The 13,998-nt window shown below is 63.7% G+C and carries 12 protein-coding genes; all 12 read left to right on the forward strand.

Annotated elements, in window-relative coordinates:
- Positions 1–3 precede the first annotated feature (3 nt).
- The 12 genes from leuC to FEM01_RS20735 all read left to right on the forward strand — a co-directional run bounded on the left by leuC (position 4) and on the right by FEM01_RS20735 (position 13,964).
- Positions 4–1,437, forward strand: coding sequence for a 3-isopropylmalate dehydratase large subunit (gene leuC / locus FEM01_RS20680; protein ID WP_138221323.1), 1,434 nt, complete (start codon positions 4–6; stop codon positions 1,435–1,437).
- Entirely contained in the window at positions 1,434–2,078 is a 645-nt protein-coding gene (leuD, locus tag FEM01_RS20685; protein WP_138221324.1) for a 3-isopropylmalate dehydratase small subunit, read from the forward strand. Before leuC ends, leuD begins: the two co-directional genes overlap by 4 nt.
- An 86-nt stretch (positions 2,079–2,164) precedes the next feature.
- The gene (locus FEM01_RS20690) at positions 2,165–2,929 is read left to right on the forward strand and encodes a class I SAM-dependent methyltransferase (RefSeq protein WP_138221325.1); all 765 of its coding nucleotides are present in this window, start codon (positions 2,165–2,167) and stop codon (positions 2,927–2,929) included.
- 53 nt (positions 2,930–2,982) lie between these two features.
- Positions 2,983–4,065 (forward strand): 3-isopropylmalate dehydrogenase, encoded by a 1,083-nt coding sequence (gene leuB / locus FEM01_RS20695; protein WP_138221326.1) that lies wholly within the window; start codon positions 2,983–2,985, stop codon positions 4,063–4,065.
- Between the two features lie 64 nt (positions 4,066–4,129).
- Positions 4,130–5,242 (forward strand): aspartate-semialdehyde dehydrogenase, encoded by a 1,113-nt coding sequence (gene asd, locus FEM01_RS20700; RefSeq protein WP_138221327.1) that lies wholly within the window; start codon positions 4,130–4,132, stop codon positions 5,240–5,242.
- Between the two features lie 213 nt (positions 5,243–5,455).
- Entirely contained in the window at positions 5,456–6,460 is a 1,005-nt protein-coding gene (locus tag FEM01_RS20705) for an aspartate-semialdehyde dehydrogenase (protein ID WP_138221328.1), read from the forward strand.
- 72 nt (positions 6,461–6,532) lie between these two features.
- Entirely contained in the window at positions 6,533–9,181 is a 2,649-nt protein-coding gene (locus tag FEM01_RS20710) for a FimV/HubP family polar landmark protein (protein WP_138221329.1), read from the forward strand.
- A gap of 170 nt (positions 9,182–9,351) precedes the next feature.
- On the forward strand, positions 9,352–10,203 hold the full coding sequence (gene truA, locus FEM01_RS20715; RefSeq protein ID WP_138221330.1) for a tRNA pseudouridine(38-40) synthase TruA: 852 nt from the start codon (positions 9,352–9,354) through the stop codon (positions 10,201–10,203).
- Positions 10,204–10,260: 57 nt separating this feature from the next.
- Positions 10,261–10,881: a phosphoribosylanthranilate isomerase gene (locus tag FEM01_RS20720; protein WP_138221331.1), complete on the forward strand. Its 621-nt coding sequence runs from the start codon at positions 10,261–10,263 to the stop codon at positions 10,879–10,881.
- Positions 10,882–11,099: 218 nt separating this feature from the next.
- Positions 11,100–11,993, forward strand: coding sequence for an acetyl-CoA carboxylase, carboxyltransferase subunit beta (gene accD, locus FEM01_RS20725; protein WP_138221332.1), 894 nt, complete (start codon positions 11,100–11,102; stop codon positions 11,991–11,993).
- Positions 11,993–13,300 (forward strand): bifunctional tetrahydrofolate synthase/dihydrofolate synthase, encoded by a 1,308-nt coding sequence (gene folC, locus FEM01_RS20730; RefSeq protein ID WP_138221333.1) that lies wholly within the window; start codon positions 11,993–11,995, stop codon positions 13,298–13,300. The genes accD and folC overlap by 1 nt, the downstream gene beginning before the upstream one ends.
- Complete coding sequence (locus tag FEM01_RS20735; RefSeq protein ID WP_138221334.1) at positions 13,284–13,964, forward strand: SPOR domain-containing protein; 681 nt, start codon at positions 13,284–13,286, stop codon at positions 13,962–13,964. The genes folC and FEM01_RS20735 overlap by 17 nt, the downstream gene beginning before the upstream one ends.
- Positions 13,965–13,998: the final 34 nt, after the last annotated feature.

Raw genomic sequence — 13,998 nt, forward strand, 5'->3', positions numbered from 1 at the left:
CTGATGGCTGGCAAAACGCTCTACGACAAACTCTGGGATGCTCACGAGGTCAAGCGCCGCGACGACGGCTCCTCGTTGATCTACATCGACCGCCATATCATCCACGAGGTCACCTCGCCCCAGGCCTTCGAGGGCCTGCGCCTGGCCAACCGTAAGCCGTGGCGCATCGATACCAACATCGCCACCCCCGACCACAACGTACCGACCACGCCAGAGCGCAAGGGCGGCATCGAGGCCATCGTCGACCAGGTATCGCGCCTGCAAGTGCAGACCCTCGATGAGAACTGTGACGAATACGGCATCGTCGAATTCAAGATGAATGACGAGCGCCAGGGTATCGTTCACGTCATCAGCCCTGAGCAGGGTGCTACCTTGCCGGGCATGACCGTGGTCTGTGGCGACTCGCACACCTCTACCCACGGCGCCTTCGGTGCGCTGGCCCACGGCATTGGCACCTCCGAGGTCGAGCACGTGCTCGCGACCCAGTGCCTGGTCGCCAAGAAAATGAAGAACATGTTGGTACGCGTCGAGGGCAGCTTGTCCGCCGGCGTCACCGCCAAAGACATCGTGCTCGCCGTGATCGGCAAGATCGGCACCGCTGGCGGCAACGGCCATGCCATGGAATTCGCTGGTAGCGCGATCCGCGAGCTGTCGATGGAAGGCCGCATGACCATCTGCAACATGTCCATCGAAGCCGGCGCCCGTGTGGGGCTGGTGGCAACCGATGCGACCACCGTTGCCTATGTCCAAGGCCGCCCCTATGCGCCGAAGGGCGAGCAGTGGGCGCGTGCGGTCGAGTCGTGGAAAGACCTGGTGTCCGACCCAGACGCTGTGTTCGATACCGTGGTCGAGCTGGACGCTGCGCAGATCAAACCGCAAGTCAGCTGGGGCACGTCGCCTGAAATGGTGCTGGCCGTTGACCAGCGCGTGCCGGATCCGGCTGCCGAGGCTGACCTGATCAAGCGTGGCTCGATCGAGCGCGCCTTGAAGTACATGGGCTTGAGTGCCAACCAGGCGATTACCGATATCCGTCTGGATCGCGTGTTCATTGGTTCGTGCACCAACTCGCGGATCGAAGACCTGCGTGCCGCCGCCGAGATCGCCAAGGGGCGCAAGGTGGCCGCCAGCGTCAAGCAAGCCATCGTCGTGCCGGGCTCGGGCTTGGTCAAGGCGCAGGCCGAGCGTGAAGGCCTGGACAAGATCTTCCTCGAAGCCGGCTTCGAATGGCGTGAGCCTGGTTGCTCCATGTGCCTGGCCATGAACCCGGATCGCCTGGAGAGCGGAGAGCACTGCGCCTCGACCTCCAACCGCAACTTCGAAGGCCGTCAAGGCGCCGGTGGTCGTACCCATCTGGTCAGCCCGGCCATGGCTGCGGCTGCCGCCGTGACCGGCCACTTCATCGATGTCCGCGAGTTGATCCAAGGGAGCGCAGCATGAAAGCCTTCACCCAGCACATCGGCCTGGTCGCCCCGTTGGATCGTGCCAACGTCGACACCGACCAGATCATCCCCAAGCAATTTTTGAAGTCGATCAAGCGTACCGGTTTCGGTCCGAATCTGTTCGACGAGTGGCGCTACCTTGACGTTGGCCAGCCTTACCAGGACAACAGCAAGCGCCCATTGAACGAAGAGTTCGTGCTCAACCACGCGCGTTATCAAGGCGCCAGCGTGTTGCTGGCCCGCGAGAACTTCGGCTGCGGTTCGAGCCGCGAGCACGCCCCGTGGGCGCTGGACGAATACGGCTTCCGTAGCGTGATCGCGCCGAGCTTCGCCGACATCTTCTTCAACAACAGCTTCAAGAACGGCCTGCTGCCGATCATCCTCGATGCCGCCGAGGTGGACGAGTTGTTCAAGCAAGTCGAGGCCAACCCAGGCTACCAGCTGACCATCGACCTCGAAGCCCAGGCGGTGACCCGTCCGGACGGTAAGGTGCTGAAGTTCGAGATCGACGCCTTCCGCAAGCACTGCCTGCTCAACGGCTTGGACGATATCGGCCTGACCCTGCAAGACAGCGACGCGATCAAGGCGTTCGAGGGCAAGCACCGCGCCAGCCAGCCGTGGCTGTTCCGTGATGCCTGAAGTCTGTAGATGATTGTTCCGGCCTCTTTGCGGGCTTGCCCGTGAAGGGGCCGGACTGGCTAGCAACTTTTTAAAGGATTGACCCCATGACCCGCACTACCCACACCGATGTGGTCCAGCGCCAGTTCGGCGAACAGGCCAGTGCCTACCTCAGCAGCGCCGTGCACGCCGAGGGCCGTGAGTTCGCCCTGTTGCAGGACGCGCTGGCCGAGCAGCGCGAGGCCCGCGTGCTGGACCTGGGCTGTGGTGCTGGCCATGTGAGTTTCCACGTCGCCCCGCTGGTCGCTGAAGTGGTGGCCTACGACCTGTCGCAATCGATGCTGGATGTGGTAGCCGCTGCGGCAAATGCGCGCGGCCTGGCCAATATCCGTACCGAGCACGGTGCCGCAGAGCGCTTGCCATTCGACGAGGGGACTTTCGACTTCGTCTTCAGCCGCTATTCGGCGCACCATTGGAGCGATTTGGGCCTTGCCCTGCGTGAGGTGCGCCGGGTGCTCAAGCCTGGCGGGGTGGCTGCGTTCATCGACGTGATGTCGCCGGGCAGCCCACTGCTCGACACCTATTTGCAGAGCGTCGAGGTGCTGCGCGACACCAGCCATGTGCGCGACTATAGCGCCGCCGAATGGCAGCGCCAGGTCAGCGAAGCTGGCCTGCACGTGCGCAGCCACACCCGTCAGCGCCTGCGCCTTGAATGGAACTCCTGGGTGGCGCGTATGCGCACGCCAGAGCCGCTGTGCGTGGCCATTCGCCAGTTGCAGCAAGCCATGGGCGAGGAAGTACGGCAGTATTACCAGATCGAAGCCGACGGCTCGTTCAGCACCGATGTGCTGGTGTTGTGGGCTGAGCGTTGATTGTTTACGGCGTGGCGCAACCTGCCACGCCGCTTGAATGAATAGAGGAAAGCATGAGCAAGCAGATTCTGATTCTCCCAGGTGATGGCATCGGCCCGGAAATCATGGCCGAGGCGGTCAAGGTGCTGGAACTGGCCAACGACAAGTTCCAGCTCGGTTTCAGCCTGGCCCATGACGTGATCGGCGGTGCTGCCATCGACAAGCACGGCGTACCACTGGCCGACGAAACCCTTGAGCGCGCGCGCCAGGCCGATGCCGTGCTGCTGGGCGCCGTGGGTGGCCCGAAATGGGACAAGATCGAGCGCGACATCCGCCCGGAGCGCGGCCTGCTGAAAATCCGTTCGCAGTTGGGCCTGTTCGCCAACCTGCGTCCGGCCATTCTCTATCCACAACTGGCCGACGCTTCGTCGCTCAAGCCGGAAATCGTTGCGGGCCTGGATATTCTGATCGTCCGTGAGCTGACTGGCGGCATCTACTTCGGCGCCCCACGTGGCCAGCGCGAGCTGGAAGGCGGCGAGCGTCAGGCTTATGACACCCTGCCGTACAGCGAAAGCGAAGTGCGCCGCATTGCCCGCGTCGGCTTCGACATGGCCCGTGTGCGTGGCAAGAAGCTGTGCTCGGTGGACAAGGCCAACGTCCTGGCCTCCAGCCAGCTGTGGCGTGAAGTGGTCGAGGAAGTGGCCAAGGACTACCCGGATGTTGAGCTCAGCCACATGTACGTCGACAACGCCGCCATGCAGTTGGTGCGCGCACCGAAGCAGTTCGACGTGGTGGTGACCGACAACATGTTCGGCGACATTCTGTCGGACGAAGCCTCCATGCTTACCGGTTCGATCGGCATGCTGCCGTCGGCCTCGCTGGATGCCGACAACAAGGGCATGTACGAGCCATGCCACGGTTCGGCGCCGGATATCGCAGGGCTTGGCATCGCCAACCCGCTGGCGACCATCCTGTCGGTATCGATGATGCTGCGCTACAGCTTCAACCAGCAAGCCGCGGCCGACGCCATCGAGAAGGCGGTAAGCCTGGTGTTGGACCAGGGGCTGCGCACGGGCGACATCTTCTCGGAAGGTTGCCGCAAGGTCGGAACGCAGGAAATGGGCGACGCAGTAGTCGCAGCGCTGCGGAATCTGTAATCTCTCTGGCCCGCTACCAAAAACTCCCGGTAGCGGCCCACTTTTTAGTAAAGGTGTAGTTGCGATGAAACGTGTAGGTCTGATCGGTTGGCGTGGAATGGTCGGTTCCGTGCTCATGCAGCGTATGCTCGAAGAGCAGGACTTCGACCTGATCGAGCCGGTGTTCTTCACCACCTCCAACGTGGGTGGCCAGGGTCCGAACGTGGGCAAGGACATTGCGCCGCTCAAGGATGCCTACAACATTGAAGAGCTAAAGACCCTCGACGTCATTCTGACCTGCCAGGGCGGCGACTACACCAATGAAGTCTTCCCCAAGCTGCGCGAAGCCGGCTGGCAGGGCTACTGGATCGACGCTGCCTCGTCGCTGCGCATGCAGGATGACGCGGTCATCGTGCTCGACCCTGTCAACCGCAAGGTCATCGATCAGCAGCTCGACGCCGGTACCAAGAACTACATCGGCGGCAACTGCACCGTCAGCCTGATGCTGATGGGCCTGGGTGGCTTGTTCGAAGCGGGTCTGGTGGAGTGGATGAGCGCCATGACCTACCAGGCGGCCTCCGGTGCCGGTGCGCAGAACATGCGTGAGCTGATCAAGCAGATGGGCGCGACCCACGCCGCGGTGGCTGACGATCTGGCCAACCCGGCCAGCGCCATCCTCGACATCGATCGCAAGGTGGCCGAAACCATGCGTGGCGAGGCGTTCCCAACCGAGAACTTTGGTGTTCCACTGGCCGGTAGCCTGATCCCGTGGATCGACAAAGAACTGCCGAACGGCCAGAGCCGCGAAGAGTGGAAGGCCCAGGCCGAGACCAACAAGATTCTTGGCCGCTTCAAGAGCCCGATCCCGGTGGATGGTATCTGCGTGCGCATCGGTGCCATGCGTTGCCACAGCCAGGCCCTGACCATCAAGCTGAACAAGGATGTACCGCTGGCCGATATCGAGGGGCTGATCAGCCAGCACAACCCTTGGGTCAAGCTGGTGCCGAACCAGCGTGAAATCAGTATGCAGGAACTGACCCCGACCAAGGTGACCGGTACGCTGAATATCCCGGTTGGCCGTCTGCGTAAGCTGAACATGGGGTCGCAGTACCTGGGTGCCTTCACCGTGGGCGACCAGTTGCTGTGGGGCGCTGCCGAGCCGCTGCGTCGGATGCTGCGGATCCTGCTGGAGCGTTGATTGCGCAGGTTCAAGCATTGATGCGAGAAAACCCGTGCCTTTAAAGAGGTACGGGTTTTTTATTGGGCGGGGTTTTGTGTTCGTTTGGCGTGCAAGGAACGCATCCAGGCCGCTGAGCGAATACAATCGTTACCCAACCCTATCCCCCTCCCCACATTCCAAGTAAAGTGCCGCACCCCGCCGCAAGCCCCCTGTAGCAGAAGGAGCCATCCCATGACCTCAGCACTCGACATCGCCGTAGTAGGCGCCACTGGCAGCGTAGGTGAAACCCTGGTGCAGATTCTTGAGGAACTGTCGTTCCCGGTCGCCACCTTGCACCTGCTGGCAAGCATGGAGTCGGCGGGCAGTAGCGTCATGTTCGCGGGCAAGAAACTCAAGGTTCGCGAAGTGGACAGCTTCGATTTCAGCCAGGTGAAGCTGGTGTTCTTCGCCGCCAGTGCAGCCGTCAGCCGCAGCTTCGCGCCTAAGGCGCACGAAGCTGGCTGTACCGTCATTGACCTGTCTGGCGCCCTGGAAAACGCAATCGCACTGGTCCCGGAAGCCAACGGCCAGCGCATCGCCGAACTGCCCCAGCCTGCGCTGATCACCAGCCCCTGTGCAGGCGCTGTGGCCCTGGCCGTGGCTTTGGCGCCGCTCAAGGGGCTGGTGCAGATCGAGCGTTTGCAGGTCAATGCCTGTCTGGCGGTGTCGGCCCAAGGTCGCGAGGGCGTTAGCGAGCTCGCTCGCCAGACCGCCGAGCTGCTCAACGCGCGCCCGCTTGAGCCGCGCTTTTTCGACCGCCAGATGGCTTTCAACCTGCTGGCACAGGTCGGCGCCGCCGACGAGCAGGGACATACGCTGGTCGAACAACGTCTGGTGGGCGAGTTGCGACAGCTGCTGGAGATGCCGCAATTGAAGATTTCCGTGACCTGTATTCAAGTACCGGTGTTTTTCGGCGATAGCTTCAGTGTGGCGTTGCAGAGCACTTGCCCGGTCGACTTGCAGGCCGTCAATGACGCTCTGGACGGCGCTGATAGCATCGAACGGGTCGAGCCGGGTGATTATCCGACGCCTGTAGGGGACGCAGTGGGTCAGGACGTGGTCTATGTTGGTCGTGTACGACGTGGTATCGACGAGGCTGAACAGCTCAACCTCTGGCTGACCACCGACAATGTGCGCAAGGGGGCGGCGCTCAACGCCGTGCAGGTGGCGCAATTGTTGATAAAACACATGGCGTAAAAGATACTGGCCAGCAATTTTGTCCTACACCGCAACAGGGTTTTTGGGACGATTCATACAAGGGAAGAGTTCATGCTTCGAATTCGCAAACTGGTTCTGGCTGTCGCGGCCGCCTCGGCGTTGTCGTCGGGTGTCGCCAACGCTCTGGGGTTGGGGGAGCTGACCCTGAAGTCGGCGCAGAACCAGCCGCTGGATGCCGAGATCGAACTGCTCGACGTGCGCGACCTCAAGGCCGCCGAAATGTCGCCCAGCCTGGCGTCGCCGGAAGATTTCGCCAGGGCTGGCGTCCCACTTCCGACCTACCTCGAAGACCTGACCTTCACCCCGGTGATCAACCCCAACGGCCGCAGTGTGCTGCGGGTCACCTCGAGCAAGCCGCTAGCGGAACCGGTGGTCAAGTTCCTGGTGCAGGTCATGTGGCCCCAGGGCCGCCTGTTGCGCGACTACAGCGTGTTGCTCGACCAGGCCCAGGCTCAGGCCGACCAGCCGACGCGCGCCGCGATCAACCCTGCGGTGAGTGCCGGGCGCTATACCACCAAGCGCCGTGACACCCTCTGGCAGATTGCTGCGCGCAACACCCACGGCGGCTCGGTCCAACAGACCATGCTGGCGATCCAGGCGCTCAACCCGGACGCCTTCATTGGCAACAACATCAACCAGTTGAAGGTCGGCCAGGTCCTGCGCCTGCCCGACCAGCAGCAGATCCAGAGCATCTCTCGGCCAGAGGCCAATCGTGAAGTGGCCGAGCAGTATGCGGCCTGGCGTGAAGGTCGCCGCCTCGGCCCGCGAGCTCGGCAGCTCGATGCGACCCGACGTGGCGAGGCCGGCAGTGCGCCAGCGCGTATCGTCCAGGGTGACAACTTGCGCCTGGTGTCGCCTGGCGGCAAGGGCGCGGTCGGTGATGCACGTGCGTTGAACGACAAGCTGGCGGTGGCCCAGGAAAGCCTAGACACCAGCCGTCGTGACAACGAAGAACTCAAGAGCCGCATGACCGACCTGCAGAGTCAGTTGGACAAGCTGCAGCGCCTGATCGAAATGAAAAACGATCAGCTGGCGCGTCTCGAAGCCCAGGCAGCAGCGCCCCAGCCTGCGCCTGCAGCAACGCCGCCGGTGGAGTCGGTAGCACCAGCCCAGCCTGCAATCGATGCGCAATTGACCCCCGCTGAGCCTGCGGCAGCACCTGCTCCGGCGGCGGTCGATACGGCACCGGCTGCCAGTGAAGCCCCTGCTAGCCAGGAACAGGGCGTGCTCGACCAGATATTGGGCAACCCGCTGTTGCTGGGTCTTATCGCAGGTTCCGCGTTCCTCGTGCTGTTGCTGCTGCTCTTGCTCCTTGCGCGCAAGCGCAAGGCCCAGCAAGAAGCCGAGAAACACCTGCGCATGGCCCGGGCGTTGTCCGAGGAGGGTGAGCGCGCGCCGGATCTGGATCTGCCTGCGGACAGTTTCGATGGCCTGGACGTCTCGGCGCCCAGCGTGACCCTGTCGCCTGCCGTGGTGGCCGCATCGGCCGCTGCTGCTGCGGCAGCCGAAAAACCTGCGCCGGTCGCCGAGCCGGCAGCGCCGTTCGTCGATCCGCGCGCAGCGCTACTGGCCGAAGTCGACGAGAGTCTGGCACGCGGTCGTTTGAACCACGCTGCCGACCTGCTGGAAGCGGCGGTGGCGTCCGATCCTCAGCGCAGCGACTTGCGCTTGAAGCTGATGGAGGTCTACGCCCGCCAGGGGGATCAGGACGCCTTCGCAGGCCAGGAGCGCAAGCTGGCGCCGAACGAGCAGAATCAAGCCGAAGTGGCCGCGCTCAAAGAGCGCTTCCCAGCCATGCTGGGTGTGGCTGCGGTTGCAGCCGGTGCCGCCGCTTCCGGGCTCGACGAGGAGTTCGTCCAGGCGTTGCTTCAAGAGCCTGCCCAGGACGCGCCTGCACCTGTGGTCGAGCCGCAGCCTGAGCCTGAGGTGCAGCCTGAGCCCGATGCACTCGCGGGCGTCGAGCCCGAGCCGGTTGCGCAGAGCGCTGATGACGACTTGGACGGTGCCTTCGACCTGAGCCTGGACGATGACTTGCCGCTGGACGATCCGCTGGATCTGCCTGTGCTCGAAGAGGCTGCGCCGATCGAGCCGCAGCCTGCGTCCGACACCGCCGCGCCAGTCGCTCAAACCGATGCGGACGACGATTTCGAAGCGTTGCTCGCGCAAGCCCAAGCCCAGACGCCAGAGCCTCAAGTACTCGATGACCTGGCCGATTTCGACTTGGACATCGCCGAGCCCGCGGCCGCTGCCAGCAACGAGGAGGCGCCCGTGGACGTTGCCGCGGAGCTGGCCGCGTTCGAAGCCATGCCGGCATTCGATCCGATTTCCGAGCTAGAGCTGCCTGAGGATTTCGACCTGTCGTTGTCGCTGGATGACAGCTCGCCAGCCGACCAGCAGTTCGCTTCGGAGCTCGATGGCGTCAATGCCGAGCTGGACAAGCTGTCGTCGGACCTCGACGTGCCTTCCGCGCAGCCGCAGTTCACCGCAGAAGACGCTGCATTGGAGCCCGAGCCGCTGGACGATCTGGACTTCGACTTCTTCTCGGGGACCGATGAGGTGGCCACCAAGTTGGATCTGGCCCGGGCCTACATCGACATGGGCGATCACCAAGGGGCTCGCGACATCCTCGACGAAGTGGTCAAGGATGGCGACCACATCCAGCGCCAGGAAGCCAGCGACATGCTCTCGCGCCTGGTCTGAGGCTGCCTCAGGGCTGAGCCCGTTCCTGGCAGGTGGCTCGCAGTCGCCTGGGGGCGGATTGAGCCGCGAAGAGGTCGGCACAGGCAGCACGCACCTTACGGCAGCCCACCCAGGCTGCCGTTGCCGTTATAATCCCGGCCGTTTCGTATCAGCTCACAGGTTTTCCTCTCTTGGACATCATCGACACCGCCGCCGAATCGGCTGCCGAAGGCTACGCTCGTATCGCCCTGGGCGTGGAATACAAAGGCTCGCGCTACCGTGGCTGGCAGCGCCAGTCCAGTGGCGTGCCCAGTGTGCAGCAGGCATTGGAAGAGGCGTTGTCGAAGGTGGCCAACGAGCCGATCAGCGTGATCTGCGCCGGGCGCACTGACGCTGGCGTGCATGGCAGTGGGCAGATCGTGCATTTCGATACCCGTGCGGTGCGCGACGAGCGGGCCTGGACCCTGGGCAGCAACTTCAACTTGCCGCATGACATCAGCGTGGTCTGGTCACGGCCGATGCCGGCGCATTTTCATGCGCGCTTCAAGGCCACCGCGCGGCGCTACCGCTACGTGATCTACAACGACCCGATCCGCCCGGCGCACCTGGCCGAAGAGGTGACCTGGAATCATCGCCCGCTGGACGTCGAGCGCATGGCCCTGGCCGCGCGAGACCTGCTGGGCACCCACGACTTCAGCGCCTTCCGCGCCAGCCAGTGCCAGGCCAAGTCGCCGATCAAGCATATCCATCACCTGCGTGTCACTCGCCATGGCCAGATGATCGTGCTGGACGTGCGGGCCACCGCGTTCCTGCACCATATGGTGCGCAACATCGCTGGCGTGCTGATGGCCATCGGTGCGGGTGAGCGCCCGGTGCAGTGGGCTCGTGAGGTGCTGGAGGGGCGCAACCGCCGCGAGGGTGGGGTGACAGCGCATCCCTATGGCCTGTACCTGGTGCAGGTGGAATATCCCGAGGAGTTCGCCTTGCCCCAGCGTTACATCGGCCCACACTTTCTCACCGGCTACGAAGCCTTGGGCAACTGACGGGGGGGCTGGCCTTTGCTAACATCCGCCCCTTCACCGATCAAAGGATCCCCGTCCATGAGCACCGTGCGCAGCAAGATCTGCGGGATTACCCGTATCGAAGATGCCCTGGCCGCCGCCGAAGCGGGCGCTGATGCCATTGGCTTTGTCTTCTACGCCAAAAGCCCACGGGCGGTGGATGTACGCCAGGCCCGCGCGATCATGGCTGAGCTGCCACCGTTCGTGACCTGCGTAGGCTTGTTCGTCAATGCCTCGCGCTGCGAGCTTAACGAGATCCTCGAAGCGGTTCCCCTGGACCTGCTACAGTTCCACGGCGATGAAACCCCAGCCGACTGCGAGGGCTATCATCGGCCCTGGATCAAGGCCTTGCGGGTGCGTCCAGGCGACGACCTGGAGGCTGCTTGCCAGCGCTACGCCGGTGCCCGCGGCATCCTGCTCGACACCTACGTGCCTGGTGTGCCAGGTGGAACCGGCGAAGCCTTCGACTGGTCGTTGGTGCCGGCAAGGCTGAGCAAGCCCATCATCCTTGCCGGGGGGCTTTCAGCCGACAACGTCGCCCAGGCCATTGCCCAGGTACGTCCGTATGCAGTGGATGTGAGCGGCGGCGTGGAATACGCCAAGGGCATCAAGGATGCCGCCAAGATCGAGGCCTTCATGCGGGCGGTGAGGCAGGCATGAGTGTGGATGTGACGGCTGGCCGCGCGCCATCGTCCATAGGTTTCGCAGCCCGATGCTGCCAGGTAGCGCCTGTGCGGGGTGTCGGCGTAACTATTGAAGGTGGGGCGGTACGTTGCCAGCGCATGGCCGGCCCATCGTCGTTTCGAAGCAGAATTTGAGCTCAAGGGCAGGGGCGGGCAGGCAACGCCTCCCGCCGGCCAATACTGGAGAAAGAAAGCATGAGCAACTGGTTGGTAGACAAACTGATCCCTTCGATCATGCGTTCCGAGGTGAAGAAGAGTTCGGTACCTGAAGGGTTGTGGCACAAGTGCCCGTCCTGCGAGGCCGTGCTGTACCGTCCGGAGCTGGAAAAGACCCTCGATGTCTGCCCTAAGTGCAACCACCACATGCGCATCGGCGCGCGTGCGCGCATCGACATCTTCCTCGACGAGCACGGCCGTGCCGAACTGGGTGCCGACCTGGAACCGGTCGACCGCTTGAAGTTCCGTGATGGCAAGAAGTACAAGGATCGCCTGAGCGCAGCGCAGAAGCAGACCGGCGAAAAAGATGCCCTGATTTCCATGAGCGGCACCCTGATGGGCCTGCCTGTGGTCGTCAGCGCGTTCGAGTTCTCGTTCATGGGCGGTTCGATGGGTGCCATCGTCGGTGAGCGCTTCGTGCGCGCGGCCAACTACGCCCTCGAACACCGTTGCCCGATGATCTGCTTCTCCGCCTCGGGCGGTGCGCGCATGCAGGAAGCGCTGATCTCGCTGATGCAGATGGCCAAGACCTCGGCGGTACTGGCGCGCCTGCGTGAAGAAGGCATTCCGTTCATCTCGGTACTGACCGACCCGGTCTATGGCGGTGTTTCTGCAAGCCTGGCGATGCTCGGTGACGTGATCGTCGGTGAGCCGAAGGCACTGATCGGTTTCGCAGGCCCGCGCGTGATCGAGCAGACCGTACGCGAGAAACTGCCGGAAGGCTTCCAGCGTAGCGAGTTCCTGCTGGAACACGGTGCTATCGACCTGATCATCCCGCGTGGCGAACTGCGCGTGCGTCTGGCGCGCCTGCTGGCGCAGATGACCGGCCAAGCCACACCGGACGAAGCCAAAGAGCTCGCTCCGGTCGCGTGATGAACCAGCGCAGCCTGGGCGACTGGCTCGCCTACCTCGAACAGCTGCACCCCTCGGCCATCGACATGGGCCTTGCGCGCTCGCAACAGGTGCTCGCGCGCCTGGCGTTGGGCGCCCTGGCGCCGCGTGTGGTGACCGTCACCGGGACCAATGGCAAGGGCTCGACCTGTGCTTTCGTAGCCGCGCTGATGCGTGCGCAGGGGCTCAAGGTTGGGGTGTACAGCTCGCCGCACTTGCTGCGCTACAACGAACGGGTGCTCATCGATGGCGTCGAAGCCAGCGATGAGCAACTGTGCGAGGCGTTTGCTGCCGTCGAGGCGGCGCGCGGTGAAATCTCGCTGACCTATTTTGAAATGGGCACCCTGGCGGCGTTCTGGCTGTTCAAGCAGTCGGCGCTCGATGCCGTGGTGCTCGAGGTAGGGCTGGGTGGCCGACTGGATGCGGTCAACTTGGTGGATGCCGATGTTTCGCTGGTGACCAGCATCGGTGTCGATCACGCCGACTATCTGGGGGATACCCGCGAGTCGGTGGCCTTCGAGAAGGCCGGTATCTTCCGCCAGGGCAAACCGGCCCTGTGTGGCGACCTGGATCCGCCGCAGCCATTGCTGGACAAAGTGCGCGAGCTGGGCTGCCCGTTCTTCCTGCGCGGTCGCGATTTTGACCTGTCGAACACCGACCAGTACTGGCAGTGGCGCGGTACCGCGCCTGACGGTACGCAGGTCGAGCTGCATGACCTGCCGCTGCTCGACCTGCCGATGGAAAACGCGGCACTCGCCTTGCAGGCCTTCCTGCTCACGGGGCTGGCGTGGGATGCAGGGCAGGTTCGCCAGGCGCTACTTGATACACGTATCACCGGTCGCCTCGACCGGCGCGTGGCGCAGTTCGCTGGCAAGCCTGTCGAGTTGCTGCTCGACGTCGGTCACAACCCGCATGCTGCTGAGTACCTGGCGCGCCGCTTGGCTGCGCGTGCGCCCAAGGGGCGGCGTCTTGCCGTGTTCGGCCTGCTTGCCGACAAGGACCTTGAGGGTGTGATCGCACCGCTGCAGGGCTTGGTCGATGACTGGGCGGTGGCGCCTTTGGGCACAGCGCGTAGCCGTCCTGCGTGCGAGCTTGAGCAGGCGCTGGCGAACCTCGGTGCGACGGTGAAGTCCTATGTCAGCGTCGGTGCTGCGCTTGAAGCGCAGTGCACGCAGGCGACGGCGGATGACCAGGTCTTGCTGTTCGGTTCGTTCTTCTGTGTCGGCGAGGCCCTGGCCTGGCTTGAGCGGCATGTCCCCGAGGATGGAGTAGATGGCAGTGCTGGATAAAGGGATCAAACAGCGTATGGTCGGTGCGCTGGTGCTGGTGGCGCTGGCGGTGATCTTCCTGCCGATGCTGTTCACCCGCGAAGACGAGATGCGCCAGGTGCGCGTCGAGGCGCCGCAAGCGCCGGCCATGCCGAGCCTGCCGCAGGTGCAGGTTGAACCTGTCCAGGTGCCGGAGCCGCAACCGTTGCCTGATCAGGCAGAGCAAGCGCCAGTGGTGGTGAATGAGTCCAGCGCGCCGGTGAGCGCCCCGAGCCAGCCCATCACGCCGTCGCCGCAGGTTCAGGCGCCTGTGCAGCCCAAGCCGCAGACCCCGGTGCCAACGCCCAAGGTTGAGCAGCCGCCTGCGTCTGCGCCAGCCCCGACGCTTGCGACGCCTGCCCCGGCGGCAAAGCCGACGGCTGCTTCGAAGATCGATGCCAATGGCCTGCCGGTCAGCTGGTCGATCCAGCTTGCCAGCCTGTCCAATCGTACCGGCGCCGAAAACTTGCAAAAGACGCTGCGCAGCCAAGGCTACAATGCCTATATCCGTTCGGCGGGTGGCATGAATCGGGTATATGTCGGGCCGCTGATCGAGCGAGCCGAGGCCGAGCGCCTGCGTGATGTGATCAATCGTCAGCAGAACCTCAAGGGTATCGTGGTGCGTTTCCAGCCCGAGCGCGGCTGATATCCATGCTTGGGCACGCCCACGCCAGTGCTGG

It is taken from the genome of Pseudomonas mosselii (assembly GCF_005796105.1).
Lineage (GTDB): Bacteria > Pseudomonadota > Gammaproteobacteria > Pseudomonadales > Pseudomonadaceae > Aquipseudomonas > Aquipseudomonas mosselii_C.